A 25,884-nucleotide genomic window follows, 5' to 3' on the forward strand; every position below is an offset into this window, starting at 1 on the left:
ACTATTATAAACTATACGAAAGGAGTCATGCGGAAGCAGGATTTAAATTTTCGTAAAAGTAATCCGCAAAGAACCATTTTTGTTTTTGATTTTTTTATTAATTTCACCAAAAGAAAATGTTTTTTTGCTACGCCGTTTTTAATATAAAAATCTGGTTTTCAAAGCTCTAAAACTGCAAAGCCATTTTTATTTGTCTGTAATTTTACACAAAATTAGAAAATTGAAACAAAATTCATACAAAGAATATTTTGACACTTTAAAATATTATCTAACAATTCTTAATATTGATAAAGGTAAAGGACTTCTTGGTTGTACAGAGGAAGAAATAGAGAGTATAAAATCTAAAAAAGAGAACTTTCCACTTGCATATGAAGAATTTTTGCGAAGTATTGGCAAAAAATTTTTATTTGAATTTATGGATGCTGAAAATATGGCATTTGAAGATTTAGATTATATTAATGAATTTGCAAGTGAAGTATTTAGCAATAATTCTTTGAAATTAGAAAATGAATTTTTAGTAATTTCAGAAAGAAGAAATGATTATATATCTATAATTTTTACGGAAAATGAAAACCCTCCGGTTTGGATTATGAGTGAGTATTGGAACGAAAAAGATGGAGAGAATTTATCAATCAGAACAAAATCATTTACAGACTTAATGAATGTGTTTTTTAGACAGACATTACAAAATCACACAGCGTCTTTTCATTTTGTTTCAAGTAAAATAAAAGATACTGAAAAATACATTCGGAATAAATATATTTCCTGGGCCAAAGGTCTAAATCAAATAAAAGAAAAAATTGATGATAATAAAACTGAAAATTGTTTAGTTAATCAGCTAAACCAATATTTTCTTGATTATTATTTACCTAATAAAAATGCTTTTGCCGAAATATTGAATGATAATAAATCTAAACAAAGTAATAAACAAGAAGGAAAAACTATTATTGAAGGTAGTAAAGCAAAAGAGTACAATTCTGAAAAAAAACAAACACTGTTAGAGAAATTTTTTAATCTCTTTAAATAAAAACTACAGACAACATAGCATTGCCAAAAGCAGGGCTGGAGGAATTCTATTTAAGTTTTGTGCTAAAAATCCTCCACATCGCCAAACTGTGAACCGTTTGGCAATAATTTATACAAAATCTGTAAAAATTGAAAGCCTTTCTGTAATATTGAAAATCTATTGAAAACGGAAACATATAATTTTGCATTAAAAAAATTTTGAACAAAACGTATAACATAACAGAATTTCTTTCCTACTTGAATTTGGAACCACCCAAAAACAAGCATATCCACTTTACCCAATATGGAGCTGAACAGAAAATGCGTCAGCAGTCAAAACCAATCAATATCGATTTTTATTTGTTGGCAATAAAATGTGGTTACGACAAAAGCAAGAATGTAGGACAATCCAAATATGATAAAGCCGATTCGTATGTATACTTCGACCAACCGCAAAACACTCTGGAATGGAATATTGAAAGTCAAATAAACGGCTATCATATTTTACTGGATACAAAACTCTTTAAGCGTTTCGCTAAAGAATATTCCTTTCTAAATTATACAAATCACGAAGCACTTTTTCTTACAAAAGACGAGGAAAAAGAACTTTTAGACTTGTTCGCAAAGGCCTATAAAATCTATTCACAAGATTCATTTTCCCAAGACATCTTATTGTCCTATGCTTCGTTGATTCTATCTTACATCCATACCTTTTACAAACGGCAGTTTGAAACTCGTGGCAATATTTACAATAAAGTAGTTGCGGATTTTTACGAAAATCTGGAAAACTACTTTGAAAATGAGAATGAAATCAAATTGCCATCGGTTCAATATTTTGCTAATAAGGCCAATCTTTCTACCAATTATTTTGGCGACCTGATAAAACAGTTTACGAGCAATTCGCCACAGGAACACCTTAATCAACACATCCTTCAACTTGCGAAAAACCAACTGCGACAAACAACCAAATCTGTAAGCGAAATTGGTTATGAACTTGGTTTTGATTCGGCATCTTACTTTACCCGGTTTTTCAAAAAAGAAACAGGTATTACACCTTCAGTTTTCCGCAATCAGTAAAAAGTGAAACTGATTCCGTAAAACCTGAAAATACAATTGACTAAGCACCCCATATTTTTGTACTGTAATTTAAAAAGTTATATAATGAAAAAAGTAACATTTAAAAACAAAAATTGGAATGTAGCAGCAGTATTGCAATTCCCAAAAGATTTTGACGAAAACAAGAAATATCCAACGATTGTTTGCGCTCATCCAATAAGCAGTTGTAAAGAACAGACCGCCGGAAATATTTATGGAAAAGCTTTCGCAGAAGCTGGATTTGTAACTTTGGCTTTTGATGCTTCCAACCAAGGCGAAAGCGGAGGAAATTTACAATATATTGAAGACCCTGCTTTACGCTTTGAAGATTTCCGATGTGCAGCCGATTATTTGACTACTCTTGATTATGTTGATGAAAACAAAATTGGAGTGATGGGAGTTTGCGGAGGTGGAGCCTATTCTGCCAATGCAGCAATGACCGAACGTAGATTTAAAGCTGTTGGAACAGTTGTGGCAGCCAATTATGGCAGAGTAATGAGAGAAGGAGACTATACAGCAGATTCGGCGATAAAAACCCTGGAAGCGGTTGCCGCTCAGAGAACAGCCCAAGCTCGTGGAGGAGCAGACTTGATTACACAATATATTCCAAACTCTGAAGAAGAAAGAAAGCAGGCAGGAATGGAAGATATTGACATCATTGAAGCGGTTGATTATTATAAAACCCCAAGAGGACAGCAACCAGGTTCGCCAAACAAATTACGTTTTGACAGTTTTGATAAAATTATTGCATGGGATGCCTTTCATCTAGCGGATCATTTATTGACCCAACCATTGCAAATAATCGTAGGCGATAAAGTGGGGGCATTTGGTTCTTACAAAGACGGATTTGAACTTTTTGGAAAGGCAGCTTCTAAAAATAAGAACATCCACGTTGTTCAAGGTGCAAGTCATTATGATTTGTACGACCAACCCAAAGCAACAAGTGAAGCATTGGAAAAACTGATTCCGTTCTTCAAAGAAAACTTATAATAACGTTTAACGAATTTTAAATGCTGAAGCGATTTTAAGAATGGTATCAATCCTCGCTAGCACGACTGTATTATGCAATTTTAACTTTTAGATGTTATTAAAATGTTTAAACCATACGAAGGATTCGTACGGTTGCAGAGCATTAGTAAGACAATTTAATACTAACCGTTCTACTTTTTGTGGAGCGGTTTTTTATTTGGATTATAGTTTTCTGTAAGGAAATAGTATATTTAAATTTTAATTTAATGATTACCCAATCAAAACAACATTAGCGCAATTATATATATTGTATATTGGCAATGTGCAAATTTGGATGTTGTATGCAAGCTTAAACCGAAAAATCCTTAAATATCAAAACTATGAAACAAATATTATTTATTTTACTGACAATTTCAATTTTCTTAACTTCTTGTGATGAGAAGAAACAATCTAAAATGGAGAAGCAAATATTAAATAAAACAGAATTAAAAGACATAATTGGCAAAACATACGAATTCAATTATTCAGACAAATATGTGTATCATATAAAATTTGAATCGGATTCGACAGTTAACTGGAAATTAGTAAAAGGAGAATTTCCGGGAGCAAGAGAAGAAACTGACAAGTATATTTCTACTCAAATAAGTGAAAAAGTGCTTTTTGTTTCCTGGGTTGAAAAAAGTGGATTGGGATATTGTAATATAATGGACTTTAACACAAATAATTTGACAACTCACGCAAGACAAGATAATTCTGTTTTTGTTAATCCCGGTAAATTTAAGGAAGTCAAATAAAGCCTGCATACAACAAAGGTTTTGTGTCAGACGGACTGAAATGCAAAACTCAACGGCAGTTTTTCAATTGAACTTTAGTAATCATATCAGCTATTGTGCTTTGATTTCCCACCCGAACGCAAAGCCCAAACCGTTAGGCCAGTCAGGAAAGCAACCTGCCAACTCAATGTAACGAAAAATAAATTTAACTGAAAATTATAAAAAATAACAATCACAAATTTACATTCTCCACAAAATGATCTCAAATAAAAATTTAGCTAGAATTGCAGGCTTTTGTTACTTAATTGTAATAGCTACAGGGCTATTTTCAGAAGTTTTCGTAAGACAGGCATTAAGAGTGTCAAACGATGCATTAACAACGGCTCACAATATTCAGACTAATGAAATGCTTTTTCGTTGGGGTTTTGTGGCTGACCTAATCAATTTTGTAGTGGGCATACCCACAATATTGATAATCTATCATTTTTTTAAAAAGTCAAATAAAATTATACTGCAAATCGCTTTAGCATTGGTTATTATTCAAACGGCAATTATTGCAGTCAATCTATTAAATCAAATCACACCATTATTGCTATTAAGCAATGACACTTACTTGAATACTTTTCAGCAAAACCAACTCGCAACACTTGCTCTTTTGTCCTTAAATATTCAGGCACAAGGTTATGGAATTGGTTTAGTGTTTTTTGGATTTTACTGTATATTAATTGGATATGTGATTTTTAAAACAAATGCCATCCCAAAAATTATTGGATTAGCTTATGCAATAGCAGGAATATGCTACTTGATCAATAATTTTACAATGTTTCTGTCAAAAGGATTTGTAAATCCTTTGTTCATTTACCTTGCAATTCCGATTTTTTTTGGAGAACTATCTCTTTGTTTGTGGTTACTCATAAAAGGTATCGACATATCAAAACTAGAAAACAAAAGATGAAAATCAATACACTTGAAAATGCCCGAACCATTATACCAAAAATGAGAAGGGCTTGAAACCCGAAACAATACTTTTGAAGACATTTTGTAAGTTTCCCCACTTTCCACAATAAAATAAGTAATACGAAGTCTCCTGACTTCGTATTTTTATAATCTTCCCATCTAAAATACCTCACTCTCGCATTTTCTATCCCCCAACTTTTACCTATATTTGTTTCTATAACGTACACAAATATGCAAAACAAAAAAATACATCAGGGGAGAAATATCAAGCGCTTTCGGGAGATGCTGGGCATCAAGCAGGAGGTTTTGGCTTTTGATCTTGGTGAAGACTGGAATCAGAAGAAAATTTCTCTTTTGGAGCAGAAGGAAACTATTGAAGATCCTTTGTTGAAAAAGATTTCTGAGGTATTGAAAATTCCGGTGGAAGCTTTTCAGAATTTTGATGAAGAAGAGGCTGTAAATGTCATTGCAAATACTTTTGGGGATAACAGTATTGGATATCAGAAAAATGATAATCCTATTTTCAATCCTATTGAGCAGGTACTAAAATTACACGAAGAAAAAATTGCGCTGTACGAAAGAATGCTGAAAGAAAAAGATGAGATGATGGCCAGGCTGGAGCAGCTGATACAGAAATAAAAAACAAAACTAATAACCACCCGTTTATGAAACTCTATACTTTCATAGCAGTACTATTCTTGCTATCTTTCAGCTGTGCAAAAAAAGACAAATACAGTGTCGGCCAGGAATGGAATTACAAAACGCGTCCCACAGAAAAAAGCTCCACCCTTAAAATTTTAAAGATTGAAGAATATCCTGAAACCGGAAAAGTGATTCATATTTCCATCAGTGGTTTGAAGATGAAAAATCCTGCCAGCCCTACAGGGTATGCAGAAAACCTCAGCCATCTTCCCATATCGGAAGAAGCTTTGAACAAAAGTGTCACCAGTCTGAAAAAGGAGACTTACAAAAACCCTGACTCCCTTGAAATGGATGGATATTCTTACTGGAAAAAAGAGTTTGATAATGGAAATGCCGGGATATTTACCATTCAAGTTTCTGAGATTATAAGTACCATGGAAAAATCTATTGTTGCAGGGGATTATACTAAATAAAATTCGATACTTCAATACCTTTTTTCACCTATATAATCGCAACAACATATTAATGAAATCAAGAATTCTCTTTCTTCTTATGATTCTAATTTCTTATAGCTGCTCACTAAATAAATATGGCAATGTTCCTGTTAGAAATGAAATTAATCTTTCCTTTAAAAGCTTTAATGAAATTAAAAATGAAGAAGTTGATAAAGAATCAAAAGATATTACTCTTGGATATTTTTGGGGAATTGGAGAAGATATTTATCCCGCTTTTCAAAAATATAAGTTTGAAATCCCCAGATCATATCAACGAAACGAAAACAACTTCATTCTTAAAGTAGATTATTTTTTCACCAAAGATAAGCAAGTCAAATTCAAGTCTTATGAATGGAATGAAAATGAAAAAATTGAAACTTCGAATGAAATGTTTAACGAAAAATTCCACGAAATAAAAAAATATATAACTGAAAATCTTGGAAAACCATCCCTTGAAATATATGAAGATTTAGAAAAATCTAAAGAAGAAACGGTAAGAGATGATGTAAAATGGCAAAGTAAAAATTTGAACGCCTACTTATTTCGTTTCAGAGGAAAAGGTGGATTTGATCAAATACGTTTGGCAATTTATTGTGATTAAGAATATTGTTATGAACAGAAAAACATTAATAAAATAAAGCTATACATGAAAAAAAAATTACTATTAGGAATATTGTTCTCTGTTTCAATTTCTTTTCACATTAAAGCTCAGGATTTTCCACAAAAATTTGAAAAGGAATTTTGCACTTGTTTATCTGGTAAAACAAATTATACTGATGAAACATTTAAAACTTGTTCCTATGAAGTAATGTCAAAACTTCAGAAAGATTTTGAAAACTTCCATAACAGCACAGCTAACAAAAACAGAAATGATTTCATGAAAGACCTTATGATCAGATTAATAAATAATTGTGATCCTTTCTATATTCATATGGCTGATTTAAAGAAAACAGGAATGGACAAGTTTAGAAATGATTACAAAGAAATAAGTATCGATTCTCTAAAAAATAAATTTACTGAAACAAAGCTCTTAGCTGATTATTGGGAAATAGCCAACTGGTATTTTGCCCATAATGAAAATGAACAGGCTGAAAGGATGTATAAAGAAATTTTAAAAAATGAACCTGATCAAGTAGAAGCTGCTTATATGTTAGGTGCTCTTTATGATGAATTGGGAAAATACAAAGAGGCAAAGGTATTATATGACAAAGTGTATGAAAGTACAGGAAATATACAGTATAGATTATATTCGGAAATGGACTTGAAAAAGGTAAATAATAATTAAATTCATCAGAAATAAAACGCAGACCTTTTCATTTTTCTTATAAATTCGGATAGAATCATAATATATTACTGGATAATTTAAATGCTCTACAAGAATTTATATTAAATTCTTTTTTGATATTTTCGTAGCAATCAATACAATCACATCATATATGGGAATAACAATTCATTTTGAAGGACGACTTAAAAATGAAGAAAGCTACAATACATTAGTAAAAAAAGTAATTGAGTTTTCATCATTTCAAGAATGGGATCATTTTCAATTTGAAAATGAATCTGTAACTCTGAAAAGAGTAAAAGACGAAGAAAATGTAAACTATGAAGGTCCTACCAAAGGTGTTCATATACAACCTCACGAAAATTCAGAACCCTTAATTTTCGAGTTTGATAAAGATTTGTACATTCAGGAATTCTGCAAAACACAATTTGCATCCACTGAAATACACATAAAAATAATTGAATTACTTAAGATTTTAAAAGAATATTTCGAATGTCTCAATGTTGTTGATGAAGGAGAGTATTGGGAAACAAAAAATTATGATCAACTAGAAGAACATTGGGAAAACTTCTATATAGCCATGGATAGAACAATTCAGGAAAATAGCAGTTTGCAGGGGCCATTCAAACTTAAAAGTGGCAGAATCATTGATCTGATGTAACCCAATATTATAACCACACGAAAGAATTCTTGCAGCAACGGGGAACATTCAACAGTCTCTAAAAAAATAAGAAACCCGAAGTCCGGACTTCGGGTTTCTTATACCTATGCAATTTTCAATTACTCTGAATTTGGAAAATTTAAGGAACTCAGTATAACTGATCATTTAAAGTGAATACTGATCCATTTAATACTGCTGTAATAAATACTTTAAAATATCTGTAGTAGTCACAATACCTTTTAGGTCGCCATTTTCTACCACAGGAACAGAATGAAAACTATGTTCGGATAAAATCTCTGCTACCTCTTTTATGGTAGTATCAGGATTTACAGTGAGAGGAGCTTTTGTCATCACCTGCGAAATAGTAAATACGTCGTATACCACTGCTGACACAGGAACATCTTCCGCATCATCCGATTGTTCTACATCCGCATAGCTGATTTTTAATAGATCACTATAACTTAATACTCCTAATAACTTTTGATTTTCGACAACCGGAATATGCCTGATTTTATTTTTTTTAAATAAACTTTCAGCCTCATACAATGATTGTGTAAGATTAAGTGTAATCAGTTCTTTGGTCATAATTTGGGAAATCGGAACTCTTTGTTTCATACCATTTTTGTTTAAATTATTGTGAAAATTTACAATGAAAAACGAACCCTAAATCCCTTTTTCATACTCAAAGTTAGCGAAGAAACACCCGCCTTATCATACAATTACGGCTGATATTTATCAATTTTTTCCGTTGTATGATATGTTATATATCATGGTTGCATTTTTGTGATTTTTTAAAGGATTTTCTAACTTTAATGAATCATTTTCAATACCTTACCAAAAATCAACCAATTTTTTGCATGCAGGCAAAGCAGATCTTGATGCTGCAGGAAAATATCTCTGACTGACCAAAAGCATTTGGTAATTCTCTTCAACTTTTTCCTATCTTTAAACCACAAATATTCGCTTAAAACCGGTATTAAAAATAAACCTGAATCACTGAAAGAAAGTCAAACAGAACCCAACACTGAAACGCATGCCATTGAAAACAAAATTATTATTCCTGTTATTTTTAAGTTCACTGCTCGCCCATGCACAAACGCTTAACTTTAAAAGTCTCGCCAATATGTCTGTGGGCAGAGGTGCTGCAACCAGTGTTATTGTGGATGATAATATCTATGTGATCAATGGATATCAGGAAAGCGGAGGTACTGCCAATTATATTGAAAAGTATAATATTACCGATAATAAATGGAGTGTTCTCACTTCTACTCTCAGTCCCAAAAAATTTGCTAATTCGGAGACTTACAATAATAAAATTTATATTTTTAACGGTTGGGGAAACAGCCACCTGGAAATTGTAGACCTTGCCACGCATAAGGTAACGAAAGGAGCTGTTAACCGTTCCTATACAGGAAATGCAGGTTCTGCCATTCATAATGGCAAAATATATGTGTTCGGCGGAAGCGGACTCAACGGCGCTGCAACTACTGTATTTTCTGACAGATTCCAATATTACGATATTGCTTCCAATACATGGCATCCATTACCGGATATGCCCACCGCCAGAGAAGCAAAAGGCAAAATAGTGAACGATAAGCTTTATGTCATTGGTGGTTTCAACGGTACTTCATCCCGCCTGATCAATGTTTATGATCTCAACACCAATCTGTGGACCGATCAATTTACGATGCCTGCCGGGATATCCGGACATTCATTAGCGGTATCCGGTGATAAGATTTTTATTGCCGGGGGTTACAATAATCAAACTTTTCTGGCCTATTTCGATACGGCAACCAACAAATTCCATCAGTTGTCATCCAATATGGTTCCCCGAAGACATGCTGCAGCGGAAGTATATAACAATAAATTATACATCATCGGCGGAAGTACAACGTCTATAACGAAATCAGCTATTAAAAGTATACAAGCAGCCGATATTACTGAGAATGCCCTCTCTTCAAATACAGCCAGTGAAGATCATGAGACTAAAACAAGAGTGTATACCAATGCACAAAGAGACGGCTTTATCATCAGCAATAAAAATAACAGCAATCAATTTGAATTTACCGTTTACTCCTTAGATGGAGACGTGATCAGCAGGGGCTTTGCCTATTATAACAAAAATATAGATTTATCTAAAGTACAGAGAGGAACTTATATTTTTAGTTTTAAAGATGAGAAAGGGGTTTTGCAGAAGATTAAAATTTACAGATAATAATCAATATTTTTAAAGATGATCGGAAGTCTGAAGGTTTGGGACATCATCATAGATAGATTACATAAATAGATTAAATAAAAAAACAGACAATCAAATTATGATCGACACACAAATAGTAAAAGAAATTATTGAAAAAGAAATTAGCACTGATTTCGAAATGTCAAATTATTACGACACTGAGAAGTATATTATCATTTTTTGGAAGCATAAAAAGTACGATGCAGATGACGAACGAGGGATAATTGTTGGGCCTGGTCCTATACTTTTTGATAAACAAAGTAAAGAATACAGATTATTAGGATCTGCAGAATGGTTTTATGGAGATTATGTAGATGCTATCCCAAGGACTGAAGAAAGTGAAGAACATTGGAAAGATTATAACTATATCATGGGGCTGTTGGATGACGAGGAAGACAATGCTGGTTATACAGAATTATTAATTGAAAATATAAAACAAAAAATTGTAAAACGAAAGTTTGCAAACTATGAAGAAATTGATTTTCTTTCTATCCTAACAGGAGCAAGAAGATATAAAAGTCCTTTTGACCCACAAAATTTTGGTGAAAATTATCATGATGCAGTTATTCTGACTTTTGACAATACGATAGCTCAAAAAAAACTTGTTGAAATCTGGAAAAGTATTGATTTTAAATATGAAATCATTTCCCCAACAGAATTATTGTTATGGAAAATAAAAGCAGCTTAAAATGATTGAAAACATTAAAGATTTAATCCCAAAAGATAAAAATGATTTATCTACAGCTGAAAAATACAAAATATAAACAATGAGAAAATATATTATTTCAGGTATTTTAATTTTATTTTTTCAGGCATTCTCTGCACAGATAAACACTGAGCTTATTAAAAAGAATGTCACTGAAAATCCACAGGAAAATTTTTATAAACTTTTAGATGTATTCAAATTAAATCCTTCTGAATTGACGCAGGAGCAGTTGAATCAATTGTATTATGGAAGTAAATTCATAAAAATTGATTACACCATTGGAAATTATAACAGTGAATCCGGTACATTCTGGAAACCTGCTCAAAAAAGACTATCAAAAAGTAAAGCGGAAAAAATGCTTGCTGAGGCAGAATCAAAATACGCCATCAATCCTCTTAATAAAAATTTACTGGATGATATGATGAATATTTACCGCGCACTTGATGATCATAAAAAAAGAGAATTATGTGCTAAGCAAAAAGATGTAATCATTCAAACGATAGAAAAAAGTGGTGACGGGAAAAGTGAAGAGACTGCAATTTGTGTTTTAACCCCTGGTGAAGTTTTACAACAGCTTGAAAACCTTGCTACCTCAGGACCAAGAGCTGAATTCAGTCAGAAAATGAGACAACTTTCAGACGGAAGCATTCTAACCATTTATAAAATTGGAGACAGAGAAATATTTGTAAAATTAGTGGGCGGATATTTTTTTTAAATGGCATTCTACTAATAGTATAAAAACAATAACTTGCAACCGTAAAAAACACTATGATTAAAATGAATTTAAATTTTAGTCTTGCTAAAATTGATGAAGCTATCAGAAAAAACTCAAAAAGAAGTTCTATGATATTAGATTTAGCTAACACTTCTTCATACACGAGTGATGGAAAATTATTTTATGGAAGAGAGTTTAAAAATCGAATTGAGGTTACAAGAATAAAAACTCTTTTTTCAAAAGTTCTTCCCACCCTAATTATTGTTTTTAAAAAGAACGATTTTCAAAATCCTAATTTAAGATTAAGTTTTTTCGGATATATATGGTTTTCAATTCTCTTGTTTATATTTTTGTTTGCTTTTATCAAAAAAATTATCGATCCGGACTTTCAAGGAGATCTTGTATTAGTTGCACTTTTAACAGCCTTTTTTTACTCATTATTTGGGATAGAATTCTATCTCACTAAAAAAGTTTTTAATAGACTCAAATTAAGAATCCGAGACTAAAATATGATGTATATTATCAATAGAATAGTTAACAGCTGAGTTTATTTCTATCATTCAAATCCCAGAGTTTATAAATTACATTACAATAAACCAGAAGACTTTCAGAAATATTCAGGAGTAAAACATCCATACAACAACATGAAAAAAGCATTTGAATTTCTCACCCATTTAAAAGAAAACAACAACCGGGAATGGTTTGCCCAACATAAATCAGAGTACGATGTCATTGTAAAAGAAAACAAAGCTTTTTTTACTCAGATCTATCATGAACTTCAGGAGCATGACCAGCTTAAGGGAATTCATATTTTCAGGATTTACAATGATGTTCGTTTTTCCAAAGACAAGACACCCTATAAAACCAACTTCGGAGTGGGATATTCCCGTTCAAAACCTATGCTGAGAGGCGGATATTATATTCAGCTGGAACAGGGCAACAGTTTTGTAGGAGGCGGTTTTTGGGGTCCGGAAGCCAAAGATTTACTTCGTATCCGTAAAGAATTTGAAATCAGCAGTTCAGAAATTGAAAAAATTATCTCTGATAAGACTTTTATACAATATTTTGGAGAACTCAAAGGTGATGCTGTAAAAACAGCACCTCGTGGTTTTGATAAAAATCATCCGGCTATAGATTTAATCCGAAAAAAGCAATTCGTTGTGATGCGGAAATTTACAGACAAGGAGGTTTTATCAGACAATTTTCAAAAAGAAGCACTGCAAACCTTACTTGCCATGAGGCCTTTTTTTGATTATATGAGTGAAATTCTGACCACGGATTTGAACGGAGAACCTTTATTTTAAAATTTATTTATAATAGACTTTATAAAGCAAAACCGTGAAATTTCTCCTTTTAATATTTTTTTTTCTATCAATTACAGAATGTCATTCACCCCAGAAGGTTGAAGCTGTCAATCCGAAACATACATTTGAAATTGTTAAAGCAACAGATTCAACCTCCTTCATACATTGGACTGATGGAAGAAATACGTTCAGTTCTTCCATGCCGATAAACAACTATTATCTTGATCATAAAACATCTTTACAATGGAGCAATGATCAATACATGTGCCTTAGACATTCCAACGGAAGTGATACATGGACAGATTTACTTTTACCCTTTAACAGCAATAGAGTTCAATGGTATGAAAACGCTCTGGCTTATGACAAAGTGAACGGTATTGTTATTTACGAAACAGATTCTCTTCCTTACAAATTAGTTGCAGAAAATATTACAGGAAATAGAAAAGAGTTCCTGGGAGAAAACTGGGAAAACTGCTCCAGTATCTTCCCTCATTATTGTATTGACAGTATTCATATTGAAAACAAAGAACTTTATGTAAATTGGACTTTACCCAACAAAATAGATAAGCCCAACAAAGCTGAAGTACAAAAAATTAAGCTAAAACTTTAAAACCAGTCTATGAAAATAAAAATTCTTCTCATTTTTTTATTCTTCGCCAATGTTTTCAAAGCACAAATCACGGAGAAAATAACCATTCCCAATGGCGTAGTTTATCATTATACAGATGATAAAATCAACGAAAAAGTAAAAAAATTGCTCACCAAAAGCCTTACCAATACCAACAGTTATGATATTCTGGGGAATAATTTAATTATAGGACCAACTCTGTGGAAGAGATTTAAAAATATAGAAAACTTAAAAAGTATCCCTGATAGTTTGATTTTCTATATAGATGATGTGGAAATTGAGGGGAAAATGGCCAAGAAACCGGATGACTCAAAAAAGATATGGAATGAATTTAAGAAAGATGTTTCTGGAAATTATCAGATTAGAAAAGCCAATGAAGATGAATTAAAATATTATTGGTCTACCATTTCATTTGACATCGAAGAGCCTTTATTCATTCTGCAAACCGAAAACCAGCGTTATATTTTAAACTTTCTAAAAAAAAATCAGACATTATTCTGGCTTGATGAGTTCCCGTATAAAAACTCTTACAATAATCCTATTGATAACGGAACCTATACAACGGAAGGAACAATTAAAACCTATAAAAATGGTAATGAAGTGTATGTTACCGATAAAGGAAACAGAGAAACTAAACTGGAAAAGGTCATATTTTTGACCGGTGATTCTGAATTAAAAGCGAATTCTTCCATTGAGGATATTAAGTCTGTTATTGACAAAACCAACAAGATATTTGAGAATTTGTTTAAAAATTCCAAAAGTGAAGGAAAAATAATGGTACAATTTGAATTAGGAAAAAAGCAAAATGACATTCAGTTTGCAGTTAAAGATGATCTGGATCTGGAAATTATGAAAGAATTCGAAAAACAGGTAAATAAAGAAAAGTATCCCAATTCGAAAAAAGATACCATCAAGTTCCAGCTGCTTTATAAGGTTAATTCTTACAACGAAACCGAATAAACTTTCTTTTTATTCTATTTTCGCTATCTACTTATTTGTAATTTAGCCGCTGAGAAAAAACAAAACCCATGAAACTGTATATTTTATTTGCCTTTCTTTTTATTTCAAGCATAGTAACTGCACAAGAAAAAGAATATCCATCCATCAAAAAAGGAGATTTTCCGGAAGGTATTTATATGACTTTAGAAGATGTTTTAAATAAAAAGCCTTCTTCAACCGAAGAGGTCTATTTCAAAGCCTGTGAAAAGTGTGATTCTCTTGATATGCCGGAAAAAGCATTCTTTTATTTCAAACAAAAAAATAAAAGAGTAAAAATCCCATTAGCTGTTTCGCATAAAGGAGAAATGTATTTTCAGACTTATCGGAAATATACCAACAAGAAAGACAATGGATATGATCCTGACCAATATTCAAGATTTTGCAAAGTTTTAAACTATGGAAGATTCATTTATTTTGAAGAAAACATGAAAGGCTTATGGTCCAAGGCTTTTTTGGGAGCATTAAGTCCTCTTACCTACTCTATCAATGGGAAAACCAAAGGAATTGTTTTAGATTTAGACAATAAAGAATTTAATATTCTGCAAAATTGTGATGATTTAAATGATTTCCTATCCAAACACGATATTCCTGAATTCCAATGTAATTCAGAAACCTTTACCATTGGAGATTTGAGAACAAAAATTGAAGAAATCAATCTGCCTTATCGATAATATTAAGTATCCGTACATGTTTATAATTCCCATGAAATTCAAAGTTTTTTTACTCTCTCTTTTATTATTTTCCCTAAAAGTTTTAGCCTGCAAATGTAATGGCGAACCCACTTTAAAATCTTCGTTTGAAAATGCTGACTTTGTATTCATTGGTGAAGTATATGATATCTCAGAAGTGCCTTCAGGGTTTAAAACTGTCCAAAACATTCTAAGCAAAATCAAAATAAATAAAGTCTACAAATCAAATGACTATGGAGAATTCTATCAGCAGACAGCAACTCTTTTTGGATCTCCACTTCATTCATGTAATGTTCTTTTTACCCGGAAGGGAAAATATCTGATTTTCGCCTATGAGGAAAAAGATACCGGATTTCTCCTCTCCGATCATTGTTTCTTACAAAAAAGATTAGACGAACTTTCTTCTGCAGAATTACAAGAACTGGCATCTCTAAGTTCTCAGTATAAAAAATTATCTGAAAATTCCGATACATCCAATCATGCTGAACTTACAGATTTGATTGTGGACGACTCCAATCAATCCGACAGAGAAATTAAAGAACAAAAAAAAGAAATATCAACGCTCAATCAACAGAATAACAGGTACAAAACAATCATTTATATTTCCACTTTTGTGATTGTTATGCTTCTCACGGCTTTAATCATCTTACGCAAGAAATCCAAACGTTAAAATACCTCAGACCTGTCTTAATGAATAAGAAGAAAGCAATATATTTGTTCTGAAAACGATATCATGAACAAAGAAATTATTTCTCTATTGAGATGAAAAATCAAAGCTTTACACCGAAAATAATCTGTCATTTTCTTCTTTCCATCCTGCTTTTCTCTTGTATATGCTGCACAGAAAAAATAAAGGAGAACAACCGTTTTGTTACCTATCAGGTGAATCCTGAGAAACAAAATATACGGTTGTATTGGAAAAATAATAAAGGGGAAATTCTTAAAAGTCTTGATCATCTGAAGAATGATGTTCAAGCTAAACAAGAAAAATTAGTATTCGCTATGAACGGAGGTATGTTTGAGCCAGATAACTCTCCAAAAGGGCTGTATATTGATAATTCTAAAATTACAGAAAAGAAAATCCGTTATCAGTTCAAAGGGAAGTATTTTGAAAAAATATAACATGAAAAAAGTCATTGCAGCTACATCCCTGGTATTAGTTCTTACACTTTACAACTACCCTGTTTATGATGACAAAAAAATAACATTTGCTATTATTTTTCTTTGTTTTGTTGTTCTTGTATTTTCCATTGCTAAACTCTATTCTCCTGAAGAAAAAGGTTATGATACATTTGAAAAGGAAATGGATAGCCTGCATACATTTGATGGTATCTTTCAATACACAAAAGATGGATTTTATTTCAGGCAAAACAGCGGAACAGAATTTATAAAATGGAATGAAATAATCTCTGTGTACTCATTTACGATTCCTTCTCCATTTGATAAAAAACAATCCGGACTGGAAATAATCACCAATGAAAAATGTTATGAATTTGATCATAAGGTAACCTCAGGAATAGTAAAATTAACAGATCAACTTTCCTCGAATCTTCCTACCTGGGAACTGGATTCGCTATCGGTTAGTATTAATAATTTAGGACTTGAGAAAACGAAGCTATATGAAAAAAAGACTTGCTTAAAGATTGATAATTATGCCCATCACCATTAAAATAAAAAATAAAACCAACTGGCTTGTAACCATTATATTGGGCTTAGGATTGCTCCTACTTACTTTTATTATCCTGATTATTATTCCTCTTACAAGCCTTCAGGAGGAAGGTTTCTTTTTTATTTTACATTATATTTCATTTACAGCTCCCTTTGCAGCATTTTTTATACTATTCTTGTATATCTGGTTATGGAATACCTTTGGAAAAACAATACTTATTATTGAACCAGAACAAATAACAGTACGATATAAAAACAAGTTATTTGCAAGCCCAAAAACTTATGTAAAAAAAGAAATTGATCAGATTCAGATAAAAGATTTTCAGATAGAAAAATATAAATTCGGGGTTCGCTATCACTTTTCTCTGAGTGGCTCAACCTATTCTGTTGTTTTTATACAAAATGGCAACGAAATAAGAGTTGTAGATTGGATTACCGACACCAAAGCTTATGAAATAACAGATGAGATAAAAAAAATGTGGTATTAAAAAATGTATAATCCAACCCGAAGAAATAGAAATATTGGAACTAAAAATCAAGGACATGGTCAAAATAATAAATTGACAATTTCCTCTCCTTATGGTGATCTCAAGTCTTTTTATGAAAAGCTTACTGATTACCAAAAAGAAATACGACTTATCAACAATCATGAATTTGTATTTATAGTTGAAAGTACCCGTAAAAATTCAATTCATTCTTGTTCCATCAATGATATTCAAAAAATCATTGAGAACATACCTGCAAAAGATTATGGAGAATTAAAGTATATCATTTTAAGGCAGCCTAAGCGGAAGGAAGAAATACTTTCACCGGTTTGGGGAAGATTAATTTATAGTTACGACTTCGAAAATGAATACTTTCCTGCCATCATTCTGGATGCTATTGATTTGGAAAAACCATTATCATGGCCCAAAAAGCAGACGATAGAAAATCAACAGGAGTTTGAACGGTTAAAGACAGATGGTCATACTTTTACGGAAACAAAAAGAAATTTCATAGCAGAATTCCAACCTCAAAATATTAGAAATACTCAGCTTTATAGAACTCTGCCACATGAATTTGGACATTATGTTCATTATTTGGAAGTTGTTGAAAGGCCAGGATATAAGGATAATGAAGAAGATATAGATTATGATGCAAAGGACAAAAGAACGGATCTTTATTTCCTGATTCCCAAAAGTGAAAAAGAAAAATTTGCTCACACTTACGCTGAAAAATTAAAAAACAAACTTACTAAAGAAGATAAGATACCTTTTGATCCTATAATTGATGATAAAAACTATGATAAAAAAGACTGATCAATCCAAGCACCGTATCTGTGTTTCAAAGATAAAAAGAACTGCTATTAAGCCTTACGATGCCTTTGAATGGACAAAGCTGTATGAAGACAACCAATCATTTTTCAATACATATCCTGACATACCTATTGAACTTAATGATGAAGAACTTCTAATTTGTTCAACCATCATTGACTCCAATAATTATAGTATTCTGAGCACACAAAAACTCATCACATCCGAAAACGGTATCTTAGAATCCGGTCTTATTATGCATGCAAAAAATGAGTTGTACGGAAACTTTAAAGGACACGGAAATGAGAAACTCACTTTTGGAAAAATCATAGTGGAGCATGAAAAAGTTATAAAATATTTTATTGAGACAGGAAAAGCATCCATGATTATGATTTATGGTGTTACAACATTAATTCAAATTAAATAGAATCCTCTTCATCTAAACATTAATAAATAGTTTTCACATTCCAGATAGCATTATAACACCCAAAAATTGTCTTATAAAAAAAAATGAAATAAAACATATTTTAACCTGTATCGTTTTATTGCTTGCAGCACATTCTCTTCCTTCACTGAAAAAAACTGGAAAAGTTATTCTCCACTTATGAAAAAAATAATAAGTTTATCGAATGAATCACTCGGAAATTCAACTTCCAACAGTGAGCAAAAAAAATATTCCGTAACAGGCAGATTCTAAACTCCAATATATATTTTCTGAAAAATTATAAACTGAATAAAGGCAATCTGAGCTTCATATTCAGTAACAATGGTTTTTATTTTAACATCCATTGATATTTTTTATTACTTTTATCTCACACAAAATCAAACCACAAAATATAATCTATGCCTCATTTTATTATAGATTGTTCACAGGATATTCTTCAGCAGAGAATTCCCGATGAATTGATGGATGCCGTTTACGAAGCGGCTGACGCTACTGGTTTGTTTGCTCCCAATGATATCAAAATAAGAATCCAGCCTTATAAGTATTACAGATTAGGGGAAGGCAAAAAAAATTTTCTGCATGTATTCGGGTACATCATGCAGGGACGAAATACAGAACAAAAAGCCCATCTGTCAAAACAAATCAGTATCCGGCTTTCAGAATTGCTGCCTGATATTTCTTTTCTTTCTGTAAACATTAGTGATTTCGAAGCAGCAACCTACAGCAACAAAGCACTCATCAATCCTGAAAACATTAATAAAGACCGGCATTTCGGATTATAGCACCTTCTTAAAACCTACAAAATATTAATACTATGAGCCTAAAAACATTAGTCAACAAAAGCGTACAGTACAACAACTGGGTAGTCAATAAATACATTGACTGGTTATCCACAAAGTCTGACGAACAGCTGAATCAGGAGACAATCTCCAGTTTCCCGACTATCTTAAAAACCCTGCATCATATCTGGCAGACCCAGGAATACTGGTGGAGCCATATTTCAGAGAATAATGATTTTGATTTTACCCAAACGACAGAAACCAGTAGTAAAGAAGATATTTTTAATGCGATAAAAAACAATTCTCAAAAACTGGTGGATTATGTGGAAAGCTTATCTGAAGAAGATCTTGCAAAAAATGTAAAGATAGAATCCCAATGGTTTCAGTGCAATTTTTCAAAATACGAATATATCCAGCATGCTATTCTTCACGGAACATATCACAGAGGACAAATTGTAACAATGGGAAGAAATATCGGAATCACGGATGCACCCATGACCGATTTTAATTTCTGGAATATTTACAAAGATCAGCAATAAAACCAATCAATTTGTGGATAAGTCTGATAAAGAATTTCACATCATCAACTTAAACATTATTAAATTACTGATTTAAAACAATTTAAATTAAAAACAAACCGTTATCCACATTTCAAAATATCTGTGGATAACTTTTCACCATTCAACTTACTCCTGTGGATAAACTATGGATAACTTTTTAATTCATTAAAAATAATACCATAATCACCTGTATTTCTTTAATTTACAATAAATGTAAATTTTCGAAAAATTTCCACAATACAAGATCATGTTGATAAGTTTTGTGGATAACTTATCCGCATTTTTAGGGTGAGTCTCCATTTATCTGCGGTAACAATTCTTATATGATCACTGCGATTTGTAAATTTGATTTATAATAACCAATACTCACAATTTTAAATGGAAAAACACACAGTATCATCAGACGGTCAGAAAATCTGTTACAAAGAATCCGGAAGCGGAAAAACAACCCTAATCTTCATTCATGGATGGCTTGGGAATACTGAATGGTGGGACGCTCAGCAAAAATATTTAAACAGTCAGTATCACATTGTACAAATGGATCTCGCAGGGCACGGAAAATCCGATTCCTCAAGAAAGGAATGGACGAGCGCCGGATATGCTGATGACATTAAAGCAGTTGCCGATACTGTGAAATCAGATGCAATCATTCTTATAGGACATTCTATGTCCGGCGCCTATGTACTTGAAGCTTCTTTGAAAATACCAAAGGTAAAAGCTCTGATTCTGATTGATACCCTGAAAAATCTGGAAGAAGCTTTTACAGAACAACAGGCTGAAGAAATTTTATTCACACAGTATATGAAGGATTTTAAATATGCGGTGGAAAACTTTTTGCCGCAATACCTGTTTGTTGAGCAGACTCCTGCTGACGTAAAAGAAAGACTGCAGTACGAATTTCTTCAGAATAAGCCTGAACTAGCCATCAACCTTCTCAGACCTCTATATAAAACGGATTTCAATACCATTGCGAAACAAGTTCAAATACCAGTTATTGCCATCAATTCTGATGCTTCTCCTACTGATCTGGAAGCAAACCGTAAATATTTGAAAAACTGTGATTATGTTATTATCGAAGGAGTCGGACATTATCCTATGCTGGAAAAACCGGATGAATTCAATGTTATTTTAGATAATGTTCTGAAAAGACTCATTTGAATTATATGATAACTAAAAAATGGAAAACCATGGCTAAAGCAAATAAAACTACCGAAACAGAAGTAAACGTAACTGATTTCATTAACTCATTTGTAGAAAAAAATGAAAAAAAATCGGATAGCTTTCAATTAATACAATTGATGAGCGAATGGTCGGGATTTGAGCCTAAAATGTGGGGACCAACCATTATCGGATTTGGAAGTTATCATTATAAATATACAAGCGGACATGAAGGTGATATGCCGCTCATCGGCTTTTCACCACGTAAAGCAGAGTTTTCACTGTATGTTTATTCGCCTACCGAAGAAAGCAAGCGGTTATTGGATGACTTTGGAAAATTTAAAATGGGAAAATCCTGCATTTACATCAAGAAGCTTTCTGACATCAATATTGACACCTTAGAAAAAATATGTAGGGCAACCATTGCTTATTTAAATGAAAATCATGAATGTGCCTGTAAAGAAAATAATGTAAGCTGATTAGTCATAAAATTTCTTCTCCAATTCAAAAAACTTCCCGAAATTAGCGGTCTGTGCGTTAAATACTATTCAATGAAATAAAAATTTAAATTACAACATACAGCAAAACTTAGTATAAGTTTTCTTCGGGGCAGGGTGCAATTCCCTACCGGCGGTTACAGTCCGCGACTCCTTTCTTCTGAAAGGACTGATCTGGTGAAATTCCGGAACCGACAGTTAAAGTCTGGATGGGAGAAGAAAATGAGATGACCAATAAGATTCCTTATGGATTCTTGTTGCGTTGTATTTCATTTCCATGTACCGAAGAGTATTTTAACTTTTAAAAGTAAAATAACATGGAAAAATTATTAGAACAATTCGGAGCTAGCTCCAGAGAACGTGTAGAAAAAGCACTTCAAACATTACAAAAGGGAAAAGGTATTCTTTTAGTAGATGATGAAAACCGTGAAAACGAAGGTGACATCATCTTTCCCGCTTCCACGATTACAGAACAGGACATGGCACTTCTAATCCGCGAATGCAGCGGGATCGTCTGCTTATGCATTTCTGAAGAGAAAAGCCGCCACCTCAACCTTCGCCCTATGGTGGAAAACAACAATTCAAAAAATCAAACTGCCTTTACCATTTCCATTGAAGCCAAAGAAGGTGTGGAATCAGGGGTTTCAGCAAAAGATCGTGTAACCACAATCAAAACAGCGATAGCATCAGGCGCACAGGCAGAGCATATTGCAAGCCCCGGGCATGTTTTCCCACTGATTGCCAGAAAAGGTGGCGTATTTGAAAGACGTGGACATACTGAAGGAAGTGTAGACCTTGTAAAAATGGCCAACCTGGGTGACGATGCTGTACTTTGCGAACTGACTAATGAAGACGGTTCTATGGCAAGACTTCCGGAAATTACAGACTTCGCTCTCAAAAAAGGGATGAGTGTGGTGACCATCGAAGATATTTATGCTTACCGTAAATTGGTAATGAGCAACTAGATCTAACTATTTTTTTAACGCACAGACCGCCTGTTGAACCGATCAACAGGCGTTTTTATTAAAAATCCAACTAAAAACCAATTAATTTGATAATTGAATACCATTTTTTATTTACATTTAACAAAAAATTTTGACTATGAGAAAATCTTTACTCCTTTTACTAGGAGCATCTGCCATGTTTTCAGCGCAGATTACGCTTACAAAAGCAGCCAATGATCCTATTTCCGGAAATATTGTTAATTACAACAATACAACCGGCACCGTAAACAATTCTGCAACAGGAGCCAACGCTACATTCTCAAACGCAGGACTTACGATGGGGGCCGCATCACAAACAACCTATTCAACTCCTTCTTCTACTGAAATAGCAACTTTCCCGGGTTCTAATCTCAAAATGGTAGACGGCTCAACAACCGTTTATTACAAAAGTTCATCCACTAAACTGGAAATTACAGGAATTGTAAATACACAGGCAACTTTAAACTTTAATGTGGATAACGGTACTCACATTAATTATCCAACAACTTACGGACCAGCACAAAACGACACCGCCAAAGGAACTTTCTCCTCATCTTCTGCCAGCGGATTGTTCAGTGGTACAATGACTGCCATTGCTGATGCATATGGAACTTTAATTATAGGCAATCAAACATACAGTAATGTTCTCAGAGTAAAATTCACACAGAATTTAAATCTGTATTCATCTCTGGACGTTACTTATTCCAACCCTATCGGAGCAATAACCAATACAGCATATTCTTATTACGATGCTTCTCACAGGTATGCCCTGCTTAGTTCTACAAGCGGAAATATCAGCATTCCAGTGTTGAGTATCAACCAGAATGTAAAAACTACATTTGCATTAAGTGAGACATTCCTGGCCGTAAACAATGCAGCCAAAAAAGAAAACCTAGTGGTTTATCCTAATCCTGCACAGGATTTTATCGGTTTCAAAGGAGATACAGATCATTATTCCAAAGCAAATATTTACAGTCTGGATGGTAAACTGGTTAAAACTTCAGATGTAAAATCCGGAAATATACAGATCTCAGATCTTCCTCCAGCATCCTATTTCATTCAGGTCAGTGGAAAAAATGCTGCAGATACAAAGAATACGAAATTCATCAAGAAATAATAAAACAAAATCCCCGCTCCTACAAATGAGCGGGGATTTCTTATTAACATTCAAATTAGCATCTAAAAGGTAGCTGCAGGAGCTGTTTCGTTATTAAGCTTTCGCTGAATTTCTGTTTTTTTCCCTTTCGAGAAATCATAACTCAGCCCTAATACAAACATGGATTTATTGTTCATAATCTGTGTATGAACTTTATAATCTACCAGGCTTTCCGATAAACTTTTTGTTTTATACTCTGAAGGCATTCCTATCCAATACATACCTGTGGAAAACGTCCAGCTTTTGTGTTTATAGCCCACAAAAATATTATTTTGGTTTTCATTCGTATTCAGGAATGCTCCACTAAGGCTATACACCGGAATATTGAACTGGTACTGAACAGAGAAAGATTTATATTCTGAAGAAAGCGAAAAATAATTTCCCAAATAATCATTCTTTATCAAAACACCTTTACTTGTTTTCACAGTTTCGGAAGTGGGTGTAATCACAGCTTTTATAACCAAAAGGCTATTCCCGAAAGGTTTATAAGAACCTGTTAACTGAACCCCATATCTCTGAGCATTTTTCCCATTTTCATAAGTCAGGGCATATCCATTCAATACTTCATCCTGAACATAGTACTGATTGATCACCCTGTTGGTATATCGGTAAAATAAACCTGCATTAAAATCAAAATACTTATTATTAAAAGAATAGATAAGGTTATTAGAAAAGACCTGTTGGGATTTTAAAAAAGGATTCCCCCTCTGAACAATATTAGGTACCAATTGTACCACATTACTACTCAAAGCATTACTCCATGGGCTTACCGGATTATAACTTGCCGTAAAACGAAGGTTGTGATTTCCTTTAATCTGATAAGCTAAAATAACCTTTGGAGTAAAAGTCCATTCATCAAAAGTATTTTCTGCACTTTTATTGTGAATATTGGTAAGCCCGGCTCCGATACGATAACTAAATTGGTCCACTTTTCCGGCAAATTCACTATAAAAATACTGTTCCAGATAGTTGACACGGTATTGGGAATATCCGGCAAGATTATTCAAATCATTGGATATAGAAGACCTTGAAATACGGTATCCGGATGAAAGTTTTCCTGCCTTGAAATCATGTATATGCGCCAGCTCACCAACCCAACTCGTTTGCTTTGCTTTCAATACCATATCATTATCATACACAGACAATCCTGAACCTACAATCCATTCTTTGGCTGTTTCTGTAGTATTGGTAGTGTAATGAGAACCTACTATATTAATACTCAACTCATCTTTTTCACCAATTTTTTTAGAAAAATAAAGATCCAGCTTAGGAATCACATAATCCGAACCATTATTTTTGAACATATTATGTTCTTCCTTCAGATTATCTTCAGTAAAGACACTTTGTCCTACTCCTTTCGAAAATCTGCTGAAAATATCCATATTCAGCTTTGTCTGAAAAGCATAATCGTCAGGAACAAATCTCGTATAACGCAAAGCAATATTCTGGAAAGTATATCCAAAATGATCTTTGCGGTTTTCATCAGAGCGGTAATGCTTCCCGTTCAGCTGATAATCATAGATACTGTTGACTCTTCTGTCATTATAATCTCTGAGGTTGAGGGAATACTCAAGTCCGAAATTATTTTTTCCTTTTGTATAATTCGCATAAGCAGAACCATTCACAAATCCTGTATTCAAAGCCGCAGAAACATCTGCCCCGAACATATACCCTGTTTCTGTAGATTTTGTCAGAATATTCACCACTGTATCTGCTCTTGTTGCCCATCTTGCAGGAGGAATATCATAGTACTCTACTTTCAAAACCTCGTTGGGCGCAACACTACGGATCTGCATATCTGTAGCTTCAATCCCGTTGATAAGAAATAGTATGGTTCCTCCTTTAGTACTCGTAATGGTGTTTTCTACCGGATTCAGCTGCAATTCCGGAAGGGTACGAAGCAGATCTTTTGCATATCGGGTCTTTTCCAGTGCTTCTTTATCAAAAGTATAAACAGCTTTGTCTGCAAATTGCTTTTTACGCTGTGATTTCAAAATAACTTCCTGAATCTCTTTAGTGGCTGCTGCATCCATTGTATCATTCTTCTTCTCCTGTGAAAATATAAAAGCACTGCAAAGAAAGAAAATGGTATATATAGTTTTTTTCATGTCTGAAGATGAATTATACTATCAGGACAATCAATTAACGGTAAATATTACATTTATAACAGCAAACAAGTAAAGAATTGACC

Annotated in this window: 32 protein-coding genes and 1 riboswitch; of the genes, 30 read left to right on the plus strand and 2 right to left on the minus strand. The window is 33.0% G+C overall.

Annotation, left to right across the window (positions count from 1 at the left end; all coding sequences use genetic code 11):
- Positions 1-220 precede the first annotated feature (220 nt).
- From ACODR7_RS05750 to ACODR7_RS05795, 10 genes are all read left to right on the plus strand, one after another.
- Positions 221-1,027, plus strand: coding sequence for an SMI1/KNR4 family protein (locus ACODR7_RS05750; protein WP_488837936.1), 807 nt, complete (start codon positions 221-223; stop codon positions 1,025-1,027).
- A 197-nt stretch (positions 1,028-1,224) separates the two neighbouring features.
- Positions 1,225-2,082 (plus strand): helix-turn-helix domain-containing protein, encoded by an 858-nt coding sequence (locus tag ACODR7_RS05755; protein WP_488837937.1) that lies wholly within the window; start codon positions 1,225-1,227, stop codon positions 2,080-2,082.
- An 84-nt stretch (positions 2,083-2,166) separates the two neighbouring features.
- Complete coding sequence (locus tag ACODR7_RS05760) at positions 2,167-3,090, plus strand: alpha/beta hydrolase (RefSeq protein WP_488837938.1); 924 nt, start codon at positions 2,167-2,169, stop codon at positions 3,088-3,090.
- Between the two features lie 359 nt (positions 3,091-3,449).
- On the plus strand, positions 3,450-3,863 hold the full coding sequence (locus tag ACODR7_RS05765; protein WP_488837939.1) for a phenolic acid decarboxylase: 414 nt from the start codon (positions 3,450-3,452) through the stop codon (positions 3,861-3,863).
- Between the two features lie 235 nt (positions 3,864-4,098).
- Positions 4,099-4,797: a DUF4386 domain-containing protein gene (locus ACODR7_RS05770; protein ID WP_488837940.1), complete on the plus strand. Its 699-nt coding sequence runs from the start codon at positions 4,099-4,101 to the stop codon at positions 4,795-4,797.
- Between the two features lie 233 nt (positions 4,798-5,030).
- Positions 5,031-5,438 carry a helix-turn-helix domain-containing protein gene (locus ACODR7_RS05775; protein WP_488837941.1) on the plus strand — a complete coding sequence of 136 codons (408 nt, stop codon included), beginning with the start codon at positions 5,031-5,033 and terminating at the stop codon, positions 5,436-5,438.
- Between the two features lie 26 nt (positions 5,439-5,464).
- Complete coding sequence (locus tag ACODR7_RS05780; protein ID WP_488837943.1) at positions 5,465-5,914, plus strand: hypothetical protein; 450 nt, start codon at positions 5,465-5,467, stop codon at positions 5,912-5,914.
- 52 nt (positions 5,915-5,966) lie between these two features.
- Entirely contained in the window at positions 5,967-6,536 is a 570-nt protein-coding gene (locus tag ACODR7_RS05785) for a hypothetical protein (RefSeq protein WP_488837945.1), read from the plus strand.
- A 45-nt stretch (positions 6,537-6,581) separates the two neighbouring features.
- Positions 6,582-7,220 (plus strand): tetratricopeptide repeat protein, encoded by a 639-nt coding sequence (locus ACODR7_RS05790; protein ID WP_488837947.1) that lies wholly within the window; start codon positions 6,582-6,584, stop codon positions 7,218-7,220.
- A gap of 151 nt (positions 7,221-7,371) precedes the next feature.
- Positions 7,372-7,878: a hypothetical protein gene (locus ACODR7_RS05795; protein WP_488837949.1), complete on the plus strand. Its 507-nt coding sequence runs from the start codon at positions 7,372-7,374 to the stop codon at positions 7,876-7,878.
- Positions 7,879-8,064: 186 nt separating this feature from the next.
- Here ACODR7_RS05795 and ACODR7_RS05800 read toward each other — a convergent pair whose 3' ends face one another.
- A complete protein-coding gene (locus ACODR7_RS05800) occupies positions 8,065-8,493 on the minus strand; it encodes a CBS domain-containing protein (protein ID WP_076595046.1) in 429 nt (142 codons plus the stop codon).
- A 424-nt stretch (positions 8,494-8,917) separates the two neighbouring features.
- Between ACODR7_RS05800 and ACODR7_RS05805 the strand changes: the two genes are divergently transcribed.
- The 20 genes from ACODR7_RS05805 (at position 8,918) to ACODR7_RS05900 (ending at position 23,654) form a co-directional block, all read left to right on the plus strand.
- Positions 8,918-10,093 carry a Kelch repeat-containing protein gene (locus ACODR7_RS05805; RefSeq protein ID WP_488837952.1) on the plus strand — a complete coding sequence of 392 codons (1,176 nt, stop codon included), beginning with the start codon at positions 8,918-8,920 and terminating at the stop codon, positions 10,091-10,093.
- 100 nt (positions 10,094-10,193) lie between these two features.
- Entirely contained in the window at positions 10,194-10,802 is a 609-nt protein-coding gene (locus tag ACODR7_RS05810) for a hypothetical protein (protein WP_488837954.1), read from the plus strand.
- A 79-nt stretch (positions 10,803-10,881) separates the two neighbouring features.
- Positions 10,882-11,535, plus strand: coding sequence for a DUF4919 domain-containing protein (locus tag ACODR7_RS05815; RefSeq protein ID WP_488837956.1), 654 nt, complete (start codon positions 10,882-10,884; stop codon positions 11,533-11,535).
- A 62-nt stretch (positions 11,536-11,597) separates the two neighbouring features.
- Positions 11,598-12,041: a hypothetical protein gene (locus tag ACODR7_RS05820; protein ID WP_488837958.1), complete on the plus strand. Its 444-nt coding sequence runs from the start codon at positions 11,598-11,600 to the stop codon at positions 12,039-12,041.
- A 138-nt stretch (positions 12,042-12,179) separates the two neighbouring features.
- Positions 12,180-12,839 (plus strand): DUF2461 domain-containing protein, encoded by a 660-nt coding sequence (locus ACODR7_RS05825; protein WP_488837960.1) that lies wholly within the window; start codon positions 12,180-12,182, stop codon positions 12,837-12,839.
- Positions 12,840-13,038: 199 nt separating this feature from the next.
- Entirely contained in the window at positions 13,039-13,449 is a 411-nt protein-coding gene (locus ACODR7_RS05830) for a hypothetical protein (protein ID WP_488837962.1), read from the plus strand.
- Positions 13,450-13,458: 9 nt separating this feature from the next.
- Complete coding sequence (locus tag ACODR7_RS05835) at positions 13,459-14,427, plus strand: hypothetical protein (protein ID WP_488837963.1); 969 nt, start codon at positions 13,459-13,461, stop codon at positions 14,425-14,427.
- Positions 14,428-14,495: 68 nt separating this feature from the next.
- On the plus strand, positions 14,496-15,137 hold the full coding sequence (locus tag ACODR7_RS05840) for a hypothetical protein (RefSeq protein WP_488837965.1): 642 nt from the start codon (positions 14,496-14,498) through the stop codon (positions 15,135-15,137).
- A gap of 31 nt (positions 15,138-15,168) precedes the next feature.
- On the plus strand, positions 15,169-15,825 hold the full coding sequence (locus tag ACODR7_RS05845; RefSeq protein WP_488837967.1) for a hypothetical protein: 657 nt from the start codon (positions 15,169-15,171) through the stop codon (positions 15,823-15,825).
- Between the two features lie 92 nt (positions 15,826-15,917).
- Positions 15,918-16,277 carry a hypothetical protein gene (locus ACODR7_RS05850; protein ID WP_488837969.1) on the plus strand — a complete coding sequence of 120 codons (360 nt, stop codon included), beginning with the start codon at positions 15,918-15,920 and terminating at the stop codon, positions 16,275-16,277.
- A 1-nt stretch (position 16,278) separates the two neighbouring features.
- On the plus strand, positions 16,279-16,824 hold the full coding sequence (locus tag ACODR7_RS05855; protein ID WP_488837971.1) for a hypothetical protein: 546 nt from the start codon (positions 16,279-16,281) through the stop codon (positions 16,822-16,824).
- Entirely contained in the window at positions 16,808-17,311 is a 504-nt protein-coding gene (locus ACODR7_RS05860; protein WP_488837973.1) for a hypothetical protein, read from the plus strand. The genes ACODR7_RS05855 and ACODR7_RS05860 overlap by 17 nt, the downstream gene beginning before the upstream one ends.
- Positions 17,312-17,314: 3 nt before the next feature.
- Positions 17,315-18,121, plus strand: coding sequence for a hypothetical protein (locus ACODR7_RS05865; protein WP_488837975.1), 807 nt, complete (start codon positions 17,315-17,317; stop codon positions 18,119-18,121).
- Positions 18,105-18,542 (plus strand): hypothetical protein, encoded by a 438-nt coding sequence (locus ACODR7_RS05870; protein ID WP_488837977.1) that lies wholly within the window; start codon positions 18,105-18,107, stop codon positions 18,540-18,542. Before ACODR7_RS05865 ends, ACODR7_RS05870 begins: the two co-directional genes overlap by 17 nt.
- 416 nt (positions 18,543-18,958) lie before the next feature.
- A complete protein-coding gene (locus ACODR7_RS05875) occupies positions 18,959-19,342 on the plus strand; it encodes a 5-carboxymethyl-2-hydroxymuconate Delta-isomerase (protein WP_488837979.1) in 384 nt (127 codons plus the stop codon).
- Positions 19,343-19,374: 32 nt separating this feature from the next.
- On the plus strand, positions 19,375-19,878 hold the full coding sequence (locus ACODR7_RS05880) for a DinB family protein (RefSeq protein ID WP_488837981.1): 504 nt from the start codon (positions 19,375-19,377) through the stop codon (positions 19,876-19,878).
- A gap of 399 nt (positions 19,879-20,277) precedes the next feature.
- Positions 20,278-21,057, plus strand: a complete 780-nt coding sequence (locus tag ACODR7_RS05885) for an alpha/beta fold hydrolase (RefSeq protein ID WP_488837983.1) — start codon at positions 20,278-20,280, stop codon at positions 21,055-21,057.
- 29 nt (positions 21,058-21,086) lie between these two features.
- On the plus strand, positions 21,087-21,536 hold the full coding sequence (locus tag ACODR7_RS05890) for a DUF1801 domain-containing protein (protein WP_488837985.1): 450 nt from the start codon (positions 21,087-21,089) through the stop codon (positions 21,534-21,536).
- Positions 21,537-21,653: 117 nt separating this feature from the next.
- Positions 21,654-21,779, plus strand: a riboswitch (FMN riboswitch).
- Between the two features lie 92 nt (positions 21,780-21,871).
- Positions 21,872-22,519, plus strand: a complete 648-nt coding sequence (gene ribB, locus ACODR7_RS05895; protein WP_488837987.1) for a 3,4-dihydroxy-2-butanone-4-phosphate synthase — start codon at positions 21,872-21,874, stop codon at positions 22,517-22,519.
- Between the two features lie 136 nt (positions 22,520-22,655).
- Positions 22,656-23,654: a T9SS type A sorting domain-containing protein gene (locus ACODR7_RS05900; RefSeq protein WP_488837989.1), complete on the plus strand. Its 999-nt coding sequence runs from the start codon at positions 22,656-22,658 to the stop codon at positions 23,652-23,654.
- A gap of 62 nt (positions 23,655-23,716) precedes the next feature.
- Here ACODR7_RS05900 and ACODR7_RS05905 read toward each other — a convergent pair whose 3' ends face one another.
- The gene (locus tag ACODR7_RS05905; RefSeq protein ID WP_488837991.1) at positions 23,717-25,801 is read right to left on the minus strand and encodes an outer membrane beta-barrel protein; all 2,085 of its coding nucleotides are present in this window, start codon (positions 25,799-25,801) and stop codon (positions 23,717-23,719) included.
- Positions 25,802-25,884: the final 83 nt, after the last annotated feature.

The sequence above is a fragment of the Chryseobacterium sp. FG46 genome, assembly GCF_057809135.1.